General features: G+C 60.2%; 19 protein-coding genes. 11 read left to right on the forward strand and 8 right to left on the reverse strand.

Annotated elements, in window-relative coordinates; all coding sequences use genetic code 11:
- Positions 1-66: 66 nt before the first annotated feature.
- The gene (locus tag HW556_RS01420; protein WP_176897290.1) at positions 67-558 is read left to right on the forward strand and encodes a DUF6992 family protein; all 492 of its coding nucleotides are present in this window, start codon (positions 67-69) and stop codon (positions 556-558) included.
- A gap of 275 nt (positions 559-833) precedes the next feature.
- On the opposite strand, the gene HW556_RS01425 is transcribed toward HW556_RS01420, so the two are convergent.
- The 5 genes from HW556_RS01425 to HW556_RS01445 all read right to left on the reverse strand — a co-directional run bounded on the left by HW556_RS01425 (position 834) and on the right by HW556_RS01445 (position 6,365).
- On the reverse strand, positions 834-1,391 hold the full coding sequence (locus HW556_RS01425) for a type 1 glutamine amidotransferase domain-containing protein (protein ID WP_176897291.1): 558 nt from the start codon (positions 1,389-1,391) through the stop codon (positions 834-836).
- A gap of 125 nt (positions 1,392-1,516) precedes the next feature.
- The gene (locus HW556_RS01430; protein ID WP_176897293.1) at positions 1,517-2,035 is read right to left on the reverse strand and encodes an acyl-CoA thioesterase; all 519 of its coding nucleotides are present in this window, start codon (positions 2,033-2,035) and stop codon (positions 1,517-1,519) included.
- 36 nt (positions 2,036-2,071) lie between these two features.
- Positions 2,072-2,509 (reverse strand): hypothetical protein, encoded by a 438-nt coding sequence (locus HW556_RS01435; RefSeq protein WP_176897295.1) that lies wholly within the window; start codon positions 2,507-2,509, stop codon positions 2,072-2,074.
- Between the two features lie 190 nt (positions 2,510-2,699).
- Positions 2,700-4,748 carry an FAD-dependent oxidoreductase gene (locus tag HW556_RS01440; RefSeq protein WP_176897296.1) on the reverse strand — a complete coding sequence of 683 codons (2,049 nt, stop codon included), beginning with the start codon at positions 4,746-4,748 and terminating at the stop codon, positions 2,700-2,702.
- A gap of 177 nt (positions 4,749-4,925) precedes the next feature.
- Positions 4,926-6,365, reverse strand: a complete 1,440-nt coding sequence (locus tag HW556_RS01445; protein WP_176897298.1) for an aldehyde dehydrogenase family protein — start codon at positions 6,363-6,365, stop codon at positions 4,926-4,928.
- 170 nt (positions 6,366-6,535) lie between these two features.
- Between HW556_RS01445 and HW556_RS01450 the strand changes: the two genes are divergently transcribed.
- The gene (locus HW556_RS01450; protein ID WP_176897300.1) at positions 6,536-7,120 is read left to right on the forward strand and encodes a phospholipid scramblase-related protein; all 585 of its coding nucleotides are present in this window, start codon (positions 6,536-6,538) and stop codon (positions 7,118-7,120) included.
- A gap of 49 nt (positions 7,121-7,169) precedes the next feature.
- On the opposite strand, the gene HW556_RS01455 is transcribed toward HW556_RS01450, so the two are convergent.
- A complete protein-coding gene (locus tag HW556_RS01455; RefSeq protein WP_176897302.1) occupies positions 7,170-8,408 on the reverse strand; it encodes a tetratricopeptide repeat protein in 1,239 nt (412 codons plus the stop codon).
- A 510-nt stretch (positions 8,409-8,918) separates the two neighbouring features.
- On the opposite strand from HW556_RS01455, the gene HW556_RS01460 reads away from it, so the two are divergent.
- The 3 genes from HW556_RS01460 (at position 8,919) to HW556_RS01470 (ending at position 12,464) form a co-directional block, all read left to right on the forward strand.
- Positions 8,919-9,794 (forward strand): AraC family transcriptional regulator, encoded by an 876-nt coding sequence (locus HW556_RS01460; RefSeq protein ID WP_176897304.1) that lies wholly within the window; start codon positions 8,919-8,921, stop codon positions 9,792-9,794.
- A gap of 130 nt (positions 9,795-9,924) precedes the next feature.
- Positions 9,925-11,022, forward strand: coding sequence for a hypothetical protein (locus HW556_RS01465; RefSeq protein WP_176897306.1), 1,098 nt, complete (start codon positions 9,925-9,927; stop codon positions 11,020-11,022).
- Positions 11,023-11,132: 110 nt separating this feature from the next.
- Entirely contained in the window at positions 11,133-12,464 is a 1,332-nt protein-coding gene (locus HW556_RS01470; protein ID WP_176897308.1) for a serine hydrolase domain-containing protein, read from the forward strand.
- Positions 12,465-12,543: 79 nt separating this feature from the next.
- On the opposite strand, the gene HW556_RS01475 is transcribed toward HW556_RS01470, so the two are convergent.
- Entirely contained in the window at positions 12,544-13,173 is a 630-nt protein-coding gene (locus HW556_RS01475) for a T-complex 10 C-terminal domain-containing protein (protein ID WP_176897309.1), read from the reverse strand.
- A 144-nt stretch (positions 13,174-13,317) separates the two neighbouring features.
- Here HW556_RS01475 and HW556_RS01480 point away from each other — a divergent pair, with 144 nt between their 5' ends.
- The 6 genes from HW556_RS01480 (at position 13,318) to HW556_RS01505 (ending at position 20,013) form a co-directional block, all read left to right on the forward strand.
- On the forward strand, positions 13,318-13,911 hold the full coding sequence (locus HW556_RS01480) for a pseudouridine synthase (protein WP_176897310.1): 594 nt from the start codon (positions 13,318-13,320) through the stop codon (positions 13,909-13,911).
- A gap of 389 nt (positions 13,912-14,300) precedes the next feature.
- Positions 14,301-14,768 (forward strand): cold-shock protein, encoded by a 468-nt coding sequence (locus tag HW556_RS01485; protein WP_176897311.1) that lies wholly within the window; start codon positions 14,301-14,303, stop codon positions 14,766-14,768.
- Between the two features lie 393 nt (positions 14,769-15,161).
- Positions 15,162-17,441, forward strand: a complete 2,280-nt coding sequence (locus tag HW556_RS01490) for a GEVED domain-containing protein (RefSeq protein ID WP_176897312.1) — start codon at positions 15,162-15,164, stop codon at positions 17,439-17,441.
- Between the two features lie 174 nt (positions 17,442-17,615).
- Positions 17,616-17,927 (forward strand): DUF3817 domain-containing protein, encoded by a 312-nt coding sequence (locus HW556_RS01495; RefSeq protein WP_176897313.1) that lies wholly within the window; start codon positions 17,616-17,618, stop codon positions 17,925-17,927.
- A 98-nt stretch (positions 17,928-18,025) separates the two neighbouring features.
- The gene (locus tag HW556_RS01500) at positions 18,026-18,379 is read left to right on the forward strand and encodes a hypothetical protein (protein WP_176897314.1); all 354 of its coding nucleotides are present in this window, start codon (positions 18,026-18,028) and stop codon (positions 18,377-18,379) included.
- A 266-nt stretch (positions 18,380-18,645) separates the two neighbouring features.
- Positions 18,646-20,013, forward strand: a complete 1,368-nt coding sequence (locus HW556_RS01505; protein WP_176897315.1) for a DUF389 domain-containing protein — start codon at positions 18,646-18,648, stop codon at positions 20,011-20,013.
- A 172-nt stretch (positions 20,014-20,185) separates the two neighbouring features.
- Here HW556_RS01505 and HW556_RS01510 read toward each other — a convergent pair whose 3' ends face one another.
- On the reverse strand, positions 20,186-20,683 hold the full coding sequence (locus tag HW556_RS01510) for a hypothetical protein (RefSeq protein ID WP_176897317.1): 498 nt from the start codon (positions 20,681-20,683) through the stop codon (positions 20,186-20,188).
- Positions 20,684-20,865: the final 182 nt, after the last annotated feature.

The raw sequence follows: 20,865 nt of genomic DNA on the forward strand, positions 1-20,865 counted from the left end.
TTTACCTGAACCAAACAAAGAGGAAGCCTGCGGGCTTCCTCTTTTGCGTTTTTCTACTTCTGCCGTATGCCGCTCCCCATTGCCGATTTACCTGCCCTCAACCATGCCCGCGAGCTGATGGCCGAGCGCGGCATGGTGCTGCTCGGAGTATGGGCACTGCTTAATCTGGTCGTCAGCGGTTATTATGTGGCGCGCACCGATGCGCGTACCGAAGCGCACCACTTCCACTTCATGAACGTGGCCTGGAATGTGGTAAACACGCTGCTGGCCGTGTGGGGCGTTTTACAGGCCAACCCCTGGGGCGTAGCCGGCCTCTCATTCACCGAAAGCCAGGCGGCCCAGGCCCGTTTCGAGAACCTGTTGCTGGTCAACGCGGCCCTCGATGTGGGCTACCTGTTTATCGGCCTTTGGCTGCACCGCCGCGCCGACACCGCCGAGCGGCCTGAACGCCTACGCGGCTATGCCCGCTCGCTGTGGCTACAGGGCGGCTTCCTGTTCTTTTTCGATTTGGCCTTCTATTTCATCTACCACCAGTTTGCGGTGCAACTGGTGCAATAAAAACTGTTTAGAACTCAGTGATATCAATGAAACGTCATGCTGAGCAGAGCCGAAGCATCTCTACCGCCTCGTTGGATGAACATTGCAACGAAGAAACGGTAGAGATGCTTCGGCTCCGCTCAGCATGACGTTCTTTTTACTTTGTAAGCAGTCGGCAAACTCTCTGTCAACCTGACGAAAGAAGGACCTCATCCCGCTAAAAAGGCCGTATAAATGGTTCTTCTTAGCGGGATGAGGTCCTTCGTTCGTCAGGTTGACAGACGGTTAAGCTTATGCTACTTTTTCCCGGTTAGGGCTTCCTTGATCTTCTCGTTGAAGTTGGGGATATCCTGGGGGTTGCGGCTGGTGATGAGGTTGCCATCGACTACCACGGTTTCGTCGGTCCAGTGACCACCGGCGTTCTTAATATCGGTCTGGAGGCTGGGCCAGCTGGTGACTTTTTTGCCGCGCACCACGTCGGCTTCAATCAGCACCCAGGGGCCGTGGCAGATGGCGGCTACGGGCTTGCCCGAGCGCACGAACTCGCTCACGAAGCTCACTACCTCCGGCTTGGTACGCAGCACATCAGGGTTCATCTGGCCGCCGGGCAGCACCAGGGCATCGTAGTCGGCCACTTTTACGTCGCCGATTACCTTGTCCACATCTACTTTGTCGCCCCAGTCCTTCTCGTCCCAGCCCTTAATCGAGCCGCTTTTCAGCGAAATAACGTGCGCTTCGGCACCTTCGGCTTCAAGGTATTTTTTGGGCTTCTCAAGCTCCGACTGTTCGAAACCGTCGGTAGCAATAATGGCTATTTTTTTGCCCTTGAGGGCGTCGCTTCCAAGAATACTCATCGTGAATTGGGATTATGGTAGAAAAATAAAAAACCGAAAGCGCCGGGCGCCTTCGGTTCTTCTCTAACGGCTGCTGCGGCCGGAGGTTGAGTAGGATTTTGGCCTAGACTTACTCCTCCTGACCGTCAGCCTTCGCCTTTGCGGACACTTTTAAAGTGTTTGCGCAACTCCCGAACCCGCTCATCGAATCCGTCGGGCTCGTATTCCACCTCGTTCACATCGAGCTGTTCGAGTAGCTCCATCAGGGCAGGCGAGTGCTCGGTGCGGGTGCCGCTCGGCAGGCGCACCAGCGTCATTTCCGACCACAACAGGGCTTTCAACTGCAGGTCGTCTTCGCGCAGCATCTGCATCTCCACCACCAGGTTCGAATTATCGAAATGGATGAGCTGCGTACGGATGTGCACCGTTTCGGCGTGACGGGCGGGCCGCAGGTAGGCAATATGGTGCTTGGTAATCACCCAGCCAGCGGCCTGTTCCTGCGCCTGCTGGCCCAGATTCAGTGCGTAGTGCTGCAGGGCGTGCTCTTCGCGGGCATTGAGGAAATAGTCGAGGTAGCGGGCGTTGTTGAGGTGGCCGAGCATGTCGCAGTCCTGGAACCGGATGCGGTGAGTGGTTTCGGGCGTTTGAACGAGGGACGCGGACATAAGGGGCGTGCAGTGGAAAAAGCGGATTAGTGACGGCTACTTTTTGCGGGCCCGCATTTGCTCCTGCACCTGCTTCTGCTTGGCTTTCAACTGCTGATATTGCTCGGGGCTGAGTACCTGCTGCAGTTCGCGGTCAGAAGTAGCGTTGATACTTTTCAACTCGGCCAGCAGTGCCGGGCGGTCGGTTTTGAGGCGCTCCTGGGCCTGCTTGGCCTGCGCGAGGGTGCTGGTAAAAATCTTCCGCACGCTGCTGCGCTGCTCGTCGGTCAGATTCAGCTGCTCAGTTAGCACATCGGTCAGGTCGCGGGCGGCGGGCGGCGCGGCGGCTACGGCCTTGGCTTCGGCCCGCACCTCGCGGCCCGATTTGACGGGGGCCGCAGTGGTGCTGGTAGCCACGGTAGCCGGCCGGCGCGCACAGGCGCTGCCCAGCAAACCAGCCGCCAGCACCATCGCCAAAGGAATACGGAAAGTCATAAAGGAGGAATTCAGGGAGCGAAAATCCTACCTACGCGAAAAGCCCCTTCGGGTCTGATTTCAGTGGCTAGCGCAGATCATCATTCAGAGCGCAGCGAAGAATCTCGCGTACTTTTGTTGCGCGGTTGCCGTACCACGGATACACGCGAGATTCTTCGCTGCGCTCTGAATGACGTGCTCCACTATCCACTCATCCAGCCTTAAGCTGCTGGGCTGTGTAGTGGGCCAGGGCCATGATGGTGAGCATGGGGTTGACGCCGCTGCAGGCCGGGAAGGCCGAGCCGTCGGCCACAAATAGGTTCTTCAATTCGTACAGCTCGCCGCTGGGGCTGGCCGGATGCGTGGCCCGGTCGCCGCCCATGCGGCAGGTACTCATCTGGTGGGCGCTGTAGAGGCCGAATTGGTTGGCTTTCCAGCTGAGGTCAGGCAGCCCTTCGAGCACTGCGGGGTTGAGGAGACGGCCGTTTTCAGCGTGCAGCAGTGGCAGCGTGCCGTGGGGCAGCAGCACCGTGCGGGCCCCGGCAGCCACCTGTATTTCGGCGGCGGCGCGCACCCCGCGCAGCATGTTGTGCCGGTCGAAGTCGCTGAGCGAGTAGTCGATGAGGGCCTGGCCGTTTTTGTCAACGGAAACCCGGCCGCCATCCCGGTCGCGGGTGAGCACGATAAACGAGCCAATATAGGCCGCCTCGTGCATCAACTCCTTGTGCTGGCGGCCCGACAGCCAGGGCATCACCATGCTCATCAGGCCGGGGTGAGCGGGTGGGGTTTCAATTTTAGCGCCGAAGTTGGTGCCGTCGAGCATCGTAAACCCATCATTCACCACCGACATCATCGGCCCGTGCCAGGAGTTCATGCGCTGCGGATATACGCCCGAAACCACCACCGTGGGGTGCAGGTGCAGGTGCTGGCCCATGTGCGGATGGCGCAGGCCGCTGCGCAGTAGCAGTGCCGGCGTCTGCACGGCTCCGCCGGCCACTACTACCCGCTTGGCCCGCACCGTCACGCGCACCGGCCGGCCGTCGGGGCCGGTGTAGGTGGCCTCGGCCCCGGTGGCGCGGCCCTGGGCTACGGTTACGCGTGCCACCTCGGTATCGCACAGCAGCCGGGCACCGTGCTCGAAGGCAGTTTGCAAATAGGTATTGAGCGTGCCTTGCTTCACGTTATGCCGGTCGCCGAAGCAGCTGTAACCCATGCCGGCAAAATGCTCGTCGCAGTCGGCCGACGGGTGGCGCTCGTTGCGCGGAATCAGCTTCACCTCCTGCCCCAACCGCCGCGAACCGTCAAGCAGCGCCTGGTTCTGGCCGTTGTGGCGGGCGTAGTCAATGTTCACGCCCAGCGTACGGCTCACCGCATCTAGGCTCTGCTTGAACTCCATCGACGTGAAGTGAGGCACCTGATGCTCGCGGGCCCACTCCTGCAGCACGTAGTCGGGCGTACGAAAGGCGCCGGCCCAGTTAACGGTAGTGCCCCCGCCCAGGCAGGAGCCAGCCAGGATAGCCACGCCGCCATCTTGGGTGCCGAGCGTGCCGCGGGCGTCGTAGAGCTGACCCAGCATATCTACCTCGCGCTGCGAAAAGTCAGTACCATGGAAGTAGGGGCCTTTTTCGAGCACCAGCACATCGTGGCCGGCAGCGGCCAGTTCGCCGGCAACCACCCCGCCCCCAGCCCCACTGCCAATCACTAGCAAGTCGCAGTCGTAGGTGATATCGTGGGTGGGCTGTAGCGTCTGCAGGGGCCGGGCGGCGGCCGGTTCGGGCGCTACGGTTTCGGCCGGCATTTGGGGCCCGTCGTAGCCGATGGCCTCCCACACAAAATGTGCGGTTTCGGGCTGCGAACCACCATAATACAGAAACACGCACAGCTTGCGCAGCGCCTGGAATCCCTTCCGCAACTGCCCGACCTGCGAGGAAGCCCAACTTTGCAGCAGCTTTTCGCGCTGCCCGGCATCAAGCTTTACAAACGGTTTGAGGGGCCCGAACCACGTCAGGCCCAGCGCGGGCGAATCGAGTAGCCGCAGCAACTGCCCGAACTCCTGCTGCGCCCCGGCTGGCTGCGCCGACAGCGCCTCAGCCATTTTGTCCAAATCGATGCCCTCGGAGCCGCGCCGCGACCAGTATGCCGCATCCTCAGCACCCGTGGGCGGGGCCATAGCAGGAACGAGCGTATCGGCGAGGGCACGCAAGATGGTGCGCTGGGCTTCGGTAAACTGCATGGCGGGCAGACGGGAGGCAGGTGACAAAACCCGCTAGGTGCGGGTCCTAAAAGGTCGGGGTTTTTTTCGGAAAATACTCGGCTTGCATACTAATAACATCTTCACAACTTGTCATGCCGACGAAGGAGGAACCCGTGCTACACCGTTTCAATGGTTTAGCCCAGATTCCTCCTTGGTCGGCATGACAGGTTTAAATGTTTGCGGCTACAGCCAGCGCAGCAGCAGGCCTACCATTTTGCTCACCGTGTTGGTGTAAGGCGGGTACAGAGGCTTAAGAGAAGTGAGACCCACGCGCTGCTTGAGCACCGATTTCTCGTTGCTGAAGGCCATGAAGCCGGCGTGGCCATGGCAACGGCCAATGCCGCTGTTGCCGAAGCCGCCGAAGGGTAGCTCGGGGTGGGCCAGATGCAGGATGGTTTCGTTGACGCAGGCCCCGCCGGCCGGAATGTTCTGGAGCAGGTAGCGCTGGTTTTCCCTGTCCTGCGTGAATACGTAAAGCGCCAGCGGCTTGGGGTGGGTATTCACCAGATCAACGGCCCGCGAGAGGCTGCTGAAGGTACTTACCGGCAGCAACGGCCCGAAGATTTCCTCCTGCATAATGCGGCTGTCGGCGGGCGCATCAAGCAGTACGGTGGGCTCGATGAAGCGCTGGGCGGCATCGGTAGTGCCCCCGAATGCCACTTCGGCACCCTGCTGGCGGGCATCTTCGAGCAGGCCGGCCACGCGCCCAAAGTGGTGGTCGTTTACGATGCGGGCGAAAGAATCGGACTCGCTGACGGGCCGGCCCCCGGGTGAGTAGAAGCGCTGGGTGGCGGCGCGCATTTCGGCCACCAGCTCGTCGCGCACAGCCTCATGCACCAGCACATAATCGGGGGCTACGCAGGTTTGGCCCGCGTTCAGCCCCTTGCCCCAGATGATTTTCTCGGCTGCGTCGCGCAGGTTGGCCGTTTCGTCGACTACGGCCGGGCTTTTTCCACCTAGCTCCAGCGTTACGCTGGTGAGGTGCTCGGCGGCGGCGCGCATCACAATTTTGCCCACCTGCGGGCTGCCCGTGAAGAAGATATGGTCGAAGGGCAGCTTCAGCAGCTCGGTGGCTACCTCCTTGTCTCCCTGCACCACGGCTACCTCGGCCTCGTCGAACAACTCGCGGCACATGCGGGCCAGTAGTTCGGCCACGGCGGGCGTCATCTCCGAAGGCTTGATGATGGCCGCGTTACCGGCTGCCAGCGCCGAAATTAACGGGTCGACAGCTAAGTAAAAGGGGTAATTCCAGGGCGCAATAATCAGCGTAACGCCCTTGGGTTCGGCCTGCACCCAGCCGTTAGTGCCCACCAGGGCCATGGGCGTGCCTACCCGGCGCGGGGCCGCCCATTGCTCCAGATGACTCAGGGTATGGCGCAGTTCCGTTTGCGACGACCAGATTTCGGTGACGTCGGTTTCGACGGCGGGCTTGCGGAAATCGGTATAAAGGGCCTCGCAAATGGCGTCGCGGTTATCGGTCAGCCAGGTATCGAGGCGGCGTAAACGGGCGGCGCGGCTGCTCACTGCCTCACGACGCAAGGCCTCGGCGCGGCCCCGCTGGCGGGCAAACAGCGCAGGAATAGATAGCTGGGTAGCAGCTGGGGCAGTGGGAGCAGAAGCCATAAGAAGGAGTATAAAAACAGGTGGAACACGCCCGGCCCAATGCGGAAGACGCTGGCTGTTCATACCCCGAAAGCCTGGCAATTGTTCAGCTGGCCAGCAGCCCCAATATGATAAGGAGGAGGCAAAACCGTAGCTTGCGATGCATCAAATACTCCTTTCCCCTTCTTCTTATGCTCAACCGTAACAGCTACTTCATTCGCGAACACGTGGGCGCCTTCAAGCTCAAGGACACCTACGACATCCTCGACCCTGAAACACAGCAGCAGCTGGCTTACGCCGTGGAAACCACGCCTGGTTGGGTGCTGGCCCTGCGCCTGGTAGTGGGCAAGCAGATGTTGCCGGTAACCATTACGGTACGCGAGCACGCCGAAGCGCCGCCGCTGTTCCGTATCGAGCGGAGCTTCACGTTTATGCGGTCGAAAGTACACGTGTACGATGCGCAGAGCCAGCCCGTAGGCTATTTCAAGAGCAAGCTCTTCACGCTGGGCGGCGGTTTTAATGTGTACTCGCCGCAGGATGTGCTGGTAGCCGAGGTAAAGGGCAATTGGAAGGGCTGGGACTTTAAGTTTGTCAGCGCCACGGGCCAGGAAATCGGCCTTGTTACAAAGAAATGGGCCGGTTTGGGCCGCGAGCTGTTCACCACGGCCGATAACTACCTAATTTCCATCCACGATATGGGCGAGCAGCAGGAAGCCTCCAACATACTACTTCTGGCCGCCGGCTTGGCCATCGACACCGTGTTCAAAGAGCAGTAGGGTTTCAGTGGTCAGAGAAGCACGTTGTTCTTTTCTGACCACTGAAACCCTACTTTTTCTTCTTGTTGTTCTTCTGCAGGTAGGCCTTGGCTTCTTTCTGAGCCTCCGATTTGCGGTCGGCCTTCTTGAACACTTCCTGATAGTAGCGGGTGGCATCTTCGGGGTTATTCTGTTTGGCGGAGATGCGAGCCAGGTTGAGCAGGGCGTAGAGGTAAAAGCCCTGCTGGTTGTCGCCGGTGCTTTCGGAGAATACCACGCAGCGCTGGTAATAGTCGCGGGCTTTGTCGAGGTCCTGGTAGCGGCTCTCCATCAGGCTGCCCAAAAAGAACGTGGCGTAGCGCCCGCTGATGCCTTCGTAGCCCGGCATCCCCCGGTTTATCTTGTCGAGAATGTCGCGGCTCACCCGCTCGCACTCACGCAGGTCTCCTACTTGATAGCTCATCAGGGCATAAAAGCGCTGGAAGTAGCCGTTGTCGGGGTAGGTGGTGGCCATCTGCTGGGCAATGGGTAGGGCCTCGGCCGGCTTGTTTTCCTGGTTCTGCAGAATTTTCATCAGGAACACCTTGGCCTCGGGGCCGGTGTAAAAGCCGTTTGCGGCTACGTTGCGCAGCTGCTGCAGGCCCAACTGCTTGTTGCCCCTCGGGAAAAACAGCATCACTGGCCGTAGCAGCGGGTAGTTGTCGGCAATCCAAGGGGCGTAGTAGTTGATGAGGGCCTGACCGAACAGGAATTCGGGACTGAGGCCGTTGGCCTCGCGGCTCTTTTCGAGGTAGCTGAGGGCGCGCTTGCTCTCGACGGTAGCCTTGCGCCAGTTGCTGCGCTCGGCATTCAGGCGGGCCGAAAAGCCGTAGGCCGCCGACAGGAAAAAGCTGGCTTCGTAGTTCTTATTGTCTTTCTTGTAAAGGGCCTCGCCCCGGGTAACGGCCGTGTCCATGTAGGCCAGAAACACCTTGTCGTACTGCTTATTGGTGATGTTGCTGGGCATTATTTTCCACCAGGTGCTGAGCCCAAGCAGAAAATAGGGCATCGGGTGCTGGGGGTAGCGACGGCGCAGGCTCCGGAACTGCCGTTCGGCCTTGTCGTACTTGAAATTGTAGAGGTTGTAAACGGCGCCCTCCAGCTCGGTCTGAATATCCTTATCGAGTAGCAGCCAACCCGAAATGTCGGCGGCGAGAGGGGCAACATCCACGTTTTCGAGGCGGATGCGAGTAGTGTCGGGCTGCTGAGCCCAGGCGATGCTCGGTAGGCAAAGCAGCAGGAGGACCGAGCACAGCAGGAATGAACGCATAGGGTACAGCTTGGGTGGCCCCAAAATACGAGCAAAAAGGTGGGGGGAGTTCCATCTCATACGGGAGCGGGCAAAAAAAAGAGGCTGAAGCTCCCACAGCCTCAACCTCTTTTGCGTTTGCCGACCCTTAGAAAGGCCCGGTAAACGGCCAGCGACTAAAATTCCCACCCAAAGTCGCTGGATATTTGGTGCGGATACACCACCCTATTCACCTCTGACACGCCGATTGGCCTTATCCTTTAAGCCAGCCAGGGCGGCGAGGAAGTTGCAGATTCCTCGCCCGGCGCGCAGCCACAGGCTGGCACCGTTGTTATGCTAGTGTAAAACCTGCGCCCAGCCCCTAAAAGCTGGCCTGATAGGCCCGGTTTAGCCCCGAAGCCGATTTTACTATACAAAGGTCACTAACCTTCAGCTAGATAACTACTGCCTTATTCGCCATTCATAGTGCCTGGTTGACCAATTGTGTTAACTTCACGCTCTCATTCCGCCATTGAGGCACCATTTTGCGCCGTGAAGCTACAATTTGAGCCCATCCACCCAACCGCCGACAGCTCGTTTACGCTGTTGCACTACACGCAGGTAAGCAAGGCCGACCTGCTCTGGCACTATCACCCCGAGTACGAACTGGTGTATATCCCGCGGGGCCATGGGCGGCGGCATATCGGCCAGCATATTTCGCGGTTCGAAGATGGCGAACTAGTGCTTATCGGGCCCGATCTGCCCCACCTGACCTTCAGCTACGGCCAGCCGGTGGGCACGCCGTTCGAAGAAATTGTGGTGCAACTGCGCGGCGACTTCCTGGGGCCCGATTTCTGGGAGCGGTCGGAGATGGTAGCCATTCGGCAGCTGCTGGCCCGTTCGCACGAGGGGCTGTCGTTTGGGGCTGCTACCCGCCAAGCAGTGGGGCCGCTGCTACGGCAGCTGCTGGTGGCCCCGCCCTTCGCGCGGCTGCTGCTACTGCTGCAGGCCCTGCAGCAGCTGGCCCAGGCCGCCCCTACTCCCGACTGCCAGCCGCTGCACGCCGGTACGGGGGGCCAGGGCCTGAGTGGCAAGGAACAGCAGCGCCTGAGCCGGGTATACCAGTTCGTGGAGCAGCACTACCAGCGCGCCACGCTCTCGGTGCAGGAAGTAGCCGATGTGGCTTACCTCTCGGTGCCAGCTTTCTGCCGCTACTTCAAAAAAATGACCCGCCACACGCTCACCGACTTCGTGCAGGAGTACCGCGTGGGCCAGGCCTGCCGGCTACTACTCGACGACGATCTGGCCATTACCCAAGTCTGCTACGCCTGTGGGTTCAATAACCTGTCGCACTTCAACAAAACCTTCCGCAAGTTCACCGGCCAAAGCCCCACCGAGTACCGCCGCCAGCGGCTGGGCGGAGGCTAAAAGCGCAAGCAGCGGGGAGCAGATTCCTCCTTCGGCGGCACGAGCGTTTTGTGTCCTCTCTCCTCTCCCGCAAATTCCACCCTGGCCCGTGGAACGGGTGGTGGCGGGCAGGTGTCTGGGGTAGATGCTTATGCTGACCTCGCTTACGCTGAACCTGTTTTTGCTGCTGCTGAACCTACTGCGGCCCGCGTCCGAAGTGCCGCTGGTGCTGCGGCCCGTTGCGCCCGGTTTCGGGCCGGCACTGTTCAGCATTACCGCCGTGCGCGACGAGCGGCCGGGGCGGCCAGCCGTGGCGCTGCTGCTGCCCGCAACGGCAGCGGCCGGCACTACAACCGCAGCCCAGCCGGTCGAATTGCGAAACGGCACAGCGGCGGCGCTGCAACAGTTTGCCACCGCCACGCTGCCGGCTGCCACTACCGGCCGCTACCCCATCACGCTGCGTGCGCTGGATTTGCAGGTGCGCGAAACGCCCGGCCCGAATGGTGCCGCCAATGGTACCATTGCCCTGCACATGGCTTTTGAATGGCGCAACGCCGAAGGCCGAACTAGTACGCTTACCGAATACCGCGGCGCGGCCCGCTACGGCCGCACCCGCGCCAACCGGGCCGTGGTAGAAACCGCGCTGAGCCAAGCGGTGTTGGGCGGCTTGCGTCACTTCAACGGCTGGCTGACCACGGCAGCAGCCCACGATATCCGGCTGGCCACGGCTGTGCAGCCCACCTTCCGCTACGACATCCGCCAAACCGAGCCCGACACGCTGTTCTACGACCCGGCCCGCCCGCTGGCCTGGGCCGATTTTACGGGCATGCCCCGGTCTAAAGGCCAGTATGCGGCGGCCGTATTCCCGAGCTTCGGCTACCGGACCCGGCCGCGGGTGAGCCAAGGTGTGGTAGTGCTCGATATCGAGCTACAGGTGTATGTGGTGCGCACTTCCTCGTGGGTGGCCGAGGGGCAGCGCACGGCCTACAACCTCAACCACGAGCAGCGCCACTTCGATATTGTGCGGCTGGTGGCCGAGCGGTTCCGGCGCAAGGTGGGCCCCGACAGCCTCACCGTGGCCGATTACCAAAGCATTCTGGGTTGGCAGTACCTGGATTCCTTCCGCGAGATGAACCGCCTGCAGGACCAGTACGACCGCGAAACTTCGGGCGGCACCGACGCCACCGCCCAGAACCGCTGGAACCAGCGCATTGCGACCGAGCTACGCGGGTTTGGGGTGATAAAGTAAGGTGCCAGAGACAGTTGAGGGCAGGAATAAGGGCGATGGTTGAAAATAATTCAGCTTTTCCGATATAGCTGGTTCTTTTGATCCGTCTTCCACCTTATTGCCTTCGCTTTATGCTACGCAAACTCGCTTTAGTGCTCCTACCTGCCTGCCTTGGCGCCAGCTCCGTTCTGGCTCAGGGCAGCTTCAACCAACCCCGGCTCGACAGCCTGCTTACCAGCTTCGAAGCCAACCACCGGGCTATGGGCAGCCTCACGTTGTCGCAGGATGGCAAAGTGGTGTACAGCCGCGCCTTCGGGCAGGAGCAAGCGGGTGTGCCGGCTACTGCGGCCACGCGCTACCGCATTGGCTCCATCAGCAAGCTCTTCACCGCTACCATGCTAATGCAGCTCGTGGAAGAAGGCAAGCTAAAGCTGGACGCGCCATTGGCCACCTGGTTTCCGCAGTTGCCCAACGCCACCCGCATCACCGTCGACCAGTTGTTGCACCACCGCAGCGGCCTGCACAGCTTTACCAGCGACGCGGCCTACGCAACGTACATGGCCAAGCCGCAGACCCAGGCCCAAATGCTGGCAATTATGAGCAAGCCGGCCCCTGATTTTGAGCCGGGGGCCAAGTTTGAGTACAGCAACACCAACTACCTGCTGCTCGGCTACATAATAGAGAAGGTTACGGGCCAGCCCTACAAACAGGTTCTGCAAAAACGTATTACCAGCAAGCTGGGCCTGAAGGAAACGTACTATGGTGGCCCCATTGATGCCAAAAAGCATGAAGCGGCCTCGTTCAGGTGGTCGGGCAGCGCCTGGCAGCCCGAGCCGGAAACGGACATGAGCATTCCCGGTGGAGCCGGAGCGCTGGTGTCTACACCCACCGACCTCACGCGGTTCATTGAGGGCTTATTCGGGGGGCGGCTCGTGAAACCGGCCACCCTGGAGCAAATGATGGTTTTGCAGGACGGCTACGGCGCGGCCCTGATGCCTATACCATTCGGCACCAAAAAAGGCTACGGCCACGGCGGAGTTATCGATGCCTTCCAGTCCAGCCTCATCTACTTCCCCACCGATAAGCTGGCGCTGGCTTACTGCCAGAACGGTAGCAACTTCCCACTCAACGACGTGCTCATCGGGGCGCTGTCCAGCTATTACGGTACGCCTTACCGCCTGCCCGACCTGCGCCCTGCTACTCCGGTGGCCCTTACTGCCACCGACCTGGGCCCGCTAACGGGCACTTACACCAGTACCCAAATGCCGCTTAAAGTCACGGTTACCGCAGCTGGCAACACACTTCTGGCCCAGGCCACTGGTCAGCAGGCCCTGTCGCTTACGGCCAAGTCGAAAACCCAGTTCACCTTCGAGCCCGCCGGCATCGTTGTAGATTTCGATGCGGATCGGCACACGTTTACCCTGCAGCAGGGCGGAAAGAGCTACCTGTTCACGCGCGAGTAGCAGCTGGATTTAACTCCAATACAAAAGGCCCCGCCCGGTGAATCCGGGCGGGGCCTTTTGTATTGGAGTTAAAGCGAAACTAGTCTTTCACCTTCACTTCGCCATCGTCGGCATCGGTTTTCACCTTAGTGCCGTCAGGATACTCCACTTTGGTGTCGCCATCCTTGTCGATTTTAATGACTTTACCATTCGAGTACGTGATTTTGGTGTCGCCACCGAATCGCTTCTCACGCTTTACAATGGTAGGGCCGGCGGGCTTAGCAGCTACGGCTACCCGGCGAGCCGGGGCGGGCGTGTAGGGCGTACCGGCGTAGTACGTGCCGCGGTTCTCGCTATATACACCGTACTGGTCCTCGTTTACCACACCTTTCACCGTGTTATCGGTTTCGTCGTTCACGGCCCGCTGGGCGGCGTAGAAACCGGTGGTGTCGGTACGGTACTGGTTGTTCACCTCAGCAAAGCGGCGGCCCCGGTCGTAATAGCCCCGGCCAATGGTCGACACGGTGGTTGTGTCGTCGATTTCGAGGTCATTCGCAATCTGGGTTACCGTGCGGTCAGCGTCGGCCCGGTAGTCCATGTTTTCGTTCATTACCACGGCCGTATCGGTCGAGGGCGTGGTGGCCGCATCCACAGCAGCCTGCTTGTCCTGGTTGCAGGAAGCCATGGCCAGGGTGGCGGCGGCGGAAATCAGAAGCAGTGACTTATTCATCGGAGAAAGATCAGGTGAGAAAAACTACCCAGCCGGATATAGACTAGTAGCTATACTTGCGTTACTTGGGCCTGATACGGTAGCATACGCACCGGGGTTGTAGCGGCCGCGGGCAACCGGGGCGGGCTGCCTACCTTTGCGGCCGTGTCCGAACACCGTCATTTTCTGCTGTACAAACCCTTTGGCTACCTGAGCCAGTTCCGGAGTGAAGATGCCCGCGAAGCGCGTAAAAAGCGTTTTTTGGGTGAGCTGCACGATTTCCCGGATGGTACGATGGCCGTTGGCCGCCTCGATGAGCACAGCGAGGGCCTGTTGCTGCTCACTACCAACGGTCTGGTCAGTGAGCGGATCCGCCGCAAGGATGTGGAGAAGGAATATTACGCCCAGCTCGACGGGCTCATCACCGAAGAAGCCCTGGCTCGGCTGCGCACCGGTGTCGAAATCAGTGTCGAGCACCAACCTTACCAAACGCTGCCCGGCGCGGCCCACCGCCTGCCCGAAGCCCCCGACCTGCCGCCCCGGCCCCGCAAAATCCGCGACGACCGGCACGGCCCTACCAGCTGGGTGAGCATTACGGTTACGGAAGGCAAAAACCGCCAGGTTCGTAAAATGACGGCCGCCGTAGGCTTCCCCACACTTCGGCTGGTGCGCGTGGGCATTGGCGGCCTGGCCCTGGCCGGCCTGGCCCCCGGCGAGGTGCGCGAAGTGCCCGATGTAGTGGCGCTGGTCCTCGCCTGACTCGCCCCAGGCACCCGAAATACCATCAGCGTTTTAGGAGCCCAACGGCACCGGCGTGTTTCTTCGGTAGCGGCCGGAGCGTCAGGGCAGTGTTGCATCCCGGTTTGCCCGGAATATAGCCACAGGGTGTTCTTTTTGCGGGAAATATGGCGTAACTTTACCCCTGCTGGTATTGCTTAGCCCCGGCCGCGCTGGTTCATTCCGCGCCCCTCAGCCTTCCTGCAACACAGCTCATTTGCCTCCCGGCACTGCTGTTGCGGCCCCCTTTTGCCAGAGTCCTAATATAGGAACTTTGCTAGATTAGGGGCTGTTCAGTTCAGTAGGTTTTTCTTTTAACATCTCGCTCCTGTCCGGCAGGGGCGACTCCAACATCAAACCAAACACATTATATGGGTAGATCACAGGCCACCTTCGGCAAAAGAGAGAACGAGAAGAAACGACTGAAGAAGCGCCAGGAAAAGGCGGAGAAGAAGGAGGAGCGCTTAGCCAACTCCAGCAAGGGCCAGGGCCTCGATGAGATGATGGCTTACGTTGACGAGAACGGCAACATCGTGGACACTCCCCCGGATCCGACCAAGAAAAAGAAGGAGATTCCGCTCGAAAGCATCCGCATTGGCGCTATCCGCCAGGAGGACATGGAAGAGGAAGATCCGGTGCGTTCCGGCTCGGTTACGTTCTTCAACGATTCGAAAGGCTACGGTTTCATTAAGGACCTGGCTACGCAGCAGAGCGTATTTGTGCACGCCAACAACTTGGGTAGCCTCACCATCAAGGAAAACGACAAAGTGACCTTCGAGGTAGAGATGGGCCAGAAAGGCCCGAGCGCCTTCAACGTGAAAATGGCGGTGGCGGGCTAAGCCCCTCCGGTTTCCGGCAGTGCCAGTAGCGGCGACTATTCCGAAGGGGGTAGTCGCCGCTGCCGTTTGGGGCCAACCGACTATGTGGCCCATCCCCAGAGCCACCCGTAGCCGGGTCAACTGAATATAATTATGGCATTCTGGAATAAAGCCAACTTCGTACTGTGGGTTAAACAGCAGGTAGGAGATAAGTCGAAATTAGCTTTTTTGAATAGGTGACGGCAGATTATCACCTTTCGCAGAATGGCAATATGCTACATATCAAAGCTATATATATAAACCGCAGCTGTTGGCCGGTTCCTTATTAATAATACATTTGCCGGATAGCGTAATAGCTCATCCGGCTGCCGCGCTAGTCCGCCCTCTCTTTTCCACAACCAATCCTTCTTTTCTATGAACAAGCTTTATGCCTACGGGCTCGGTATGGCCATGCTGGCCGCCGCTGCTCCGGCCCTCGCTCAAAACAGGGCTGCCGGCCCTACTTACTCGCTGGGAAGCCCGCAGAACCTAGTGCGGCAGCTCGAAACCGAAGTGGCCGCCGATGTGGCTCGCCGCCAGCCCAAACCCACTGTTTCGCTGCGGGTGGCTGCCAACCAGAATTTCACTGGTCAAGTGAACTACCGTGAAGACCTAGCCTCGACCGGCGAGTACCTGGTAGGCGAGTTGGTGGGCGTACCGAATTCTTCGTTTTTTGTACGGATAGAGGGCACGCAGGTTGAGGGGCACATTGTGCTCCGGGATACCAAGCGGGCCTACCGCTACTCGACCGACGCACAGGGCAACGCCCAGGTGCAGGAAGTTGATATCAACCAGGTTATCTGCATCAACTACGATAAGCCCGTGGGCTACCAGGCTCCCGAGGCGGCCCCGGCCAACCGCGCGGCCGGCATGGCCGCCGCGGTGGTTTCGCTGCAGAGCCTGCCCGGTGCCAAGGGCTGCATCTACATCGACCTCGACGGCCAGTACGTGTCGGGCACGCCCTGGAACAACGGCAACCCGATTGATGCTGCGCCCTCGGGCATTCAGAACGATGCGGCCAAGGTGCAGGCATTCTGGGAGCTGGTAAGCGAGGACTTCCGGCCCTTCGACATGAACGTGACCACCGACGAGGCCGTGTTCAATGCCTACCCCCTAAATATGCGCATGCGCGTGATTGTGACGCCCACCAACACGGCGGCCCCCGGGGCTGGCGGGGTTGCTTACCTCACCTCGTTCCGCTACAACAACGACACGCCTTGCTGGGTGTTCATGAATGACCCCAAAGCGGGGGGCGAGGCGGCTTCGCACGAGGTGGGCCACACGCTGGGCCTGAGCCACGACGGCCGCACCAGTCCCAGTGAGGGTTACTACCAGGGCCAGGGCTCGTGGGCGCCGATTATGGGTGTAGGCTACTACAAGCCCATCAGCCAGTGGAGCAAGGGGGAGTACGCCAACGCCAACCAGACCCAAGACGATCTAGCCATTATGAGCGGCCCGACCTACAACGTGGGCTACCGCGCCGACGACCACGGCAACACAACCGGCACGGCCACGCCCCTGGCCCGCAGCGGCGACAACCTGACCGGCAACGGCCTGATTGAGCGCACCGATGACCAGGACCACTTTAGCTTTACCACCAGCGGCGGCGCGGTAAGCTTCAATATAAATACGGTGGCCCGTTACGGCAACCTTGATGTGGTAGTGCGGCTGCTGAACAGCACCGGCGGTCTGGTAGGCACTTACGATACCGGCGGCAGCCTCAACGCAACAGTGAGCACCACGCTGGGTGCCGGCACCTATTTCCTGCAGGTAGATGGTACCGGCGCGGCCAACCCCGCCACCGATGGCTACTCCGACTACGGCTCGCTGGGCACGTTTACGGTAGCCGGTACGGCGCCGGCTGGTGGCACCCCGCCCCCACCGCCGCCGCCGACAACCCCGCCTACTCCTCCAACCCCACCAGTTGCCGTTACGTACTGCGCCAGCAAGGGCAACAACGTGAGCTACGAGTGGATTGACCTGGTTCGTCTGGGCAGCATCAACCGTACCTCGGGCGCCGATGGCGGCTACTACAACGGTACGGCCTTGAACACGAACATTGCTGCCGGTTCGGCGCAGACCATCAACATCTCGGCCGGTTTCCGTTCGACGGCCTACAACGAGAACTGGCGCATATACATCGACTACAACCAGGACGGCGACTTTACCGATGCCGGTGAGACAGTCGTATCGGGTGCTTCGTCGAGCAGCGCCACGCTGTCGGCTACGTTCACGGTCCCTTCTTCGGCCCTAACCGGTAAAACCCGCATGCGGGTAACCATGAGCGACAATGCCAGCACCACCAGCTGCAATAGCTTCACCTATGGCGAAACCGAAGACTACTCCGTAACCATCATCGGCGGAGCAGCCGGCACCGAGGTTTACGTAGCGGCCCAGGGCGCAACGGTGGGCGACGGCCGCTTCGAGAAGGCCCTGACGCTGTACCCTAACCCCACGGCCAGCGTGCTCAATATCGTGCTGGCTGGTAAAGCCCCGGTAGTATCGGCTTCGATTACCGATTTGCGCGGCGCGAAGGTGGCCAACGTCCGTTTCGAGAACGGCCAGCTGAACGTGGCCAACCTGGCTACTGGCGTGTATCTGCTCACCGTCAGCGACGGGCAGAAAACATTCCACGAGCGGTTTATGAAGCAGTAACCGGCCTCTATTCCCGACGCAGCAACGGCGGCAGTCTCTTCGGAAGCTGCCGCCGTTTAGGTGCTGGGGCCAAAAGGCCGGTGCCGGCAAAAGCCGCTGGGTTAGTGCAGGATGAGGTGCCGACCGTACCTTTACGCCGGGTCGGTTGCTTTCGATGGCCCCCTGGTTATGCTTATGAAACAGTTTTTTGCTTCCTCGCTGGGCCGTTTGCGGCTGGTTGGCCTTCTGGAAGGTCTTTCGTTTTTGCTGCTGCTGGGCGTAGCCATGCCGCTGAAGTACTTTTTTGGCCAGCCGGCGGCCGTGCGGGTAGTAGGCATGGCCCACGGGGCGCTGTTTGTGCTGTACTGCCTGCTCGTGATTGGGGCCGCGGTCCAGTACAGTTGGTCGTGGCGCAAAACAGCGCTGGCCCTGCTCGCCTCCATTGTGCCCCTCGGCACTTTCTGGGCCGATGCCAAGCTGTTCCGCGAAGAGGAAGCGGCCGGCTAGGCTACGGACCGAAGCCGGCTGATGTACTTTCGCCGGCCGGTCAGCGCATCCCTCCTTACGTTTTCTCTTGATGAAGCACCTGCTCCTTCTATGCGCTGTTGGACCTGGCTACCACAGCCTGCCACCAGAGTCGGGCCCTGCTCCTGCGCCTGACCGACCTGACGGCTTACGAACGCGAAATCGTATGGCAGCCTAACCGCCGGCTGCGAGTGGCCGATTTCAAGGGGTCCGTTGCTAACCGGCCGTCTCAGGCGGCTACCAGCAACAACATCCGGTACCGCTACCCCGGGCTGGGGCTGAACAAGGCCCATTTCACTATCGAAACCTACTTCAGCTGCCCCGATTTCTACTTCAAACCCTCCGCCACCGATTCGCGGGTGCTGGCCCACGAGCAGGTACACTTTGGTATTACAGAACTATATGCCCGCTGCTTTGTGCGGCAGCTGGGCTAACAGGCCGCCAACACGCGCGAGCTGCAGCAGAAACACGAAAACCCTGTTCCGACAGCTCATTCCGAAAGTCAGCTGCTACAGCATGCCGATGACAGTGAAACCTACAAAAGCTCTGCTTTGGTAACTGCCTAACAACAGCGTATTGCCCGCGAGCTAGCCGAGCTACAGGCATACACCGATAAAACCCTGACCTTTAAGGCCGCGCTTTAGCACCCGTACCAACACTCCCGGCAGCTGCGCCTCCTGTTACTACTTAGCCCCAAACCATGATTTTTGTGCTGCTCCGCTGGCTGCGTCTGCGCTTCGACCTGACCCAGGACATGGGCACGCCTGACGACATTGTGCAGGATGTGGAAGAAGGTCTGTTGTTCCGGGGTACCAACCTGTGGGTACTCATGTTCGCCATCTTGGTAGCTTCGGTGGGGCTCAACGTCAACTCCACGGCCGTAGTAATTGGAGCCATGCTGATTTCGCCGCTCATGGGCCCTATTGTGGGTATTGGGTTTGGGGCGGCTACCGTGCGGGTCGAAATTATTCAGCGGGGGCTTTCCAACCTGCTGCTGGCCACAGTTATCAGCCTGCTGGTGTCGGCCGCTTACTTCCGGCTCACGCCCCTCACCGACGCCGGCACCGAACTACTGGGCCGCACCGTACCTACCACCTGGGACGTACTGATTGCCCTGTTTGGGGGCGCCGCCGGAGCGGTGGCTCTCACCCGGCGCGAGAAAAGCAATGTGCTGCCCGGCGTGGCCATTGCCACCGCCCTGATGCCACCACTGTGCACGGCGGGCTACGGTTTGGCCATGGGGCAGTGGCAGTATATGTTCGGGGCCCTGTATCTGTACTCCATCAACTGCGTGTTTATTGTGCTGGCTACGCTGCTGGTGGTGCGGGTATTACCTATTCCGCGGGCTACGTTTACCGACAGCGCCCGTGCCCGCCGCGTGCAGCTTACGGTGTGGGGCTTGGCCCTGCTCACGGCCGTACCCAGCGTATATATGGCCGCCCGCATTGTACGCCGCACGGTATTTACGCACAATGCCCAGCGCTTCGTAGAGGAACAGTTCAACCTCACTAACTCCTATATCGTCACTCGCCGGCTCAGTCCCGAAACTAATACCATTAATGTGCTGCTGGCCGGCCAGACCCTTTCGCCAGAGAAGCTTCGGGCACTGTATGCCCGCCTACCCGCCTACAGCCTGCCCGACGCCCGCCTGATTGTGCGTCAGGGCCTGGGTCGCCTCGACTCTGCCGACTCCCACTCGTTACGCCTCAGCCTGCTGGAAGATGTGCGCAGCTTGGGCGAGCAGACACTGGCCAGCTACGATGACCAGATTGCCCGCCGGCTGCAACGCATGGTGGCGGCTACCATCGTCCCGACGGGCTTGCCAACCGATTCGGTGCTGCTGCGCGAGATACAGATTGAACATCCGCTGGTGCGGCAGCTCGGCACCAGCACCCTCATCCAACCCGCCACCGACTCGCTCGGGGCCGACACTGTGGTTGTGGTAGCCGTACGCAGCCGCCGGCAGCTACCGCTGCCCGAAGCCCAGCGGCTGCGCCAGTGGCTGGAGCTGCGCAGTGGTGGCCGGCACCGCGTACGGCTGCTGGAGCAGCCCGAAGCCGCTCGTTAGCGGTGGCATTGCGTATAGCGGGCGGCAGCACAAAAAACGTCAGTCCCCTGTCGTTGCCGGATCGGGCAATGACAGGGGACTGACGCTATAAAGAACTTAAGGGCAGCGAAGAAAATGGGTACTGTAGCTCCAGCTATAAAGCGCGGAAAGCGAGTTCTTCGCTACGCGCTAATCAGGCATCCGTCTTATGACCCCGGTACACCGATTCGCTGCTGGGCTTCCAGCTTTCGTCGTTGTAAGCGTTATCAGAGGCAGAAGCGCTGTTGCGCTTATTGCTTGTGGAGCGTAGCGCCAGCCAGCTCAATCCGCTAACCAGCAGGGCACCGCCCACTACTTTTTGGGTTGGGCTGAGCCGGTTTACCTGCTCTACTGCTTTCGAGCCCAGGTCTTTCACTTGTTTGGAAAGCTGATTCACATCAACATTCTGCAGCCACTGCTGCTGGTTGAGCCAGTCTTTGGCTTTGGCTTCCAGCCCATCCGTTTGGCCGCTGGCCTGCTGGCTGGAGGTGCCGGTTGGCTGCTGGCTAGCCGAGTCGTGCTGGCTGCGGGCGTTGCCACTGGCTGCCTGGTTACCGGTCGAAGAAGAGCTGCCGGCCTCGGGGTGGGCAGGCGTGAAGGAAACGTGCTTGCCGGCTGCGTCGCCGGGCTGGTTGGTTTTTGAAGTACTCATAACAAAAGGAGGTTAGAATGGATGAATTGCCTGCGGGCGAACCCGGGCCTATTGTATAGTATTCGTGAAACGGCCTCCCAGAGTTGCCATTTAGCAGAGGTGTTTTAGCCGGCACCGGCAACGTGGCACCAAACATCCGGCCGGACTATCCGTTGGGACAGTATTCTTTTCACTGCCTTCCC

Source organism: Hymenobacter terrestris, from assembly GCF_013377905.1.
Lineage (GTDB): Bacteria > Bacteroidota > Bacteroidia > Cytophagales > Hymenobacteraceae > Hymenobacter > Hymenobacter terrestris.

Bases quoted from the DNA above. Each gene is read 5' to 3' on its own strand.
- HW556_RS01420 (WP_176897290.1), top strand. From the start codon at position 67: ATGCCGCTCCCCATTGCCGATTTACCTGCCCTCAACCATGCCCGCGAG.
- HW556_RS01425 (WP_176897291.1), bottom strand. From the start codon at position 1,391: ATGAGTATTCTTGGAAGCGACGCCCTCAAGGGCAAAAAAATAGCCATT.
- HW556_RS01430 (WP_176897293.1), bottom strand. From the start codon at position 2,035: ATGTCCGCGTCCCTCGTTCAAACGCCCGAAACCACTCACCGCATCCGG.
- HW556_RS01435 (WP_176897295.1), bottom strand. From the start codon at position 2,509: ATGACTTTCCGTATTCCTTTGGCGATGGTGCTGGCGGCTGGTTTGCTG.
- HW556_RS01445 (WP_176897298.1), bottom strand. From the start codon at position 6,365: ATGGCTTCTGCTCCCACTGCCCCAGCTGCTACCCAGCTATCTATTCCT.
- HW556_RS01450 (WP_176897300.1), top strand. From the start codon at position 6,536: ATGCTCAACCGTAACAGCTACTTCATTCGCGAACACGTGGGCGCCTTC.
- HW556_RS01455 (WP_176897302.1), bottom strand. From the start codon at position 8,408: ATGCGTTCATTCCTGCTGTGCTCGGTCCTCCTGCTGCTTTGCCTACCG.
- HW556_RS01465 (WP_176897306.1), top strand. From the start codon at position 9,925: ATGCTGACCTCGCTTACGCTGAACCTGTTTTTGCTGCTGCTGAACCTA.
- HW556_RS01470 (WP_176897308.1), top strand. From the start codon at position 11,133: ATGCTACGCAAACTCGCTTTAGTGCTCCTACCTGCCTGCCTTGGCGCC.
- HW556_RS01475 (WP_176897309.1), bottom strand. From the start codon at position 13,173: ATGAATAAGTCACTGCTTCTGATTTCCGCCGCCGCCACCCTGGCCATG.
- HW556_RS01485 (WP_176897311.1), top strand. From the start codon at position 14,301: ATGGGTAGATCACAGGCCACCTTCGGCAAAAGAGAGAACGAGAAGAAA.
- HW556_RS01490 (WP_176897312.1), top strand. From the start codon at position 15,162: ATGAACAAGCTTTATGCCTACGGGCTCGGTATGGCCATGCTGGCCGCC.
- HW556_RS01495 (WP_176897313.1), top strand. From the start codon at position 17,616: ATGAAACAGTTTTTTGCTTCCTCGCTGGGCCGTTTGCGGCTGGTTGGC.
- HW556_RS01505 (WP_176897315.1), top strand. From the start codon at position 18,646: ATGATTTTTGTGCTGCTCCGCTGGCTGCGTCTGCGCTTCGACCTGACC.
- HW556_RS01510 (WP_176897317.1), bottom strand. From the start codon at position 20,683: ATGAGTACTTCAAAAACCAACCAGCCCGGCGACGCAGCCGGCAAGCAC.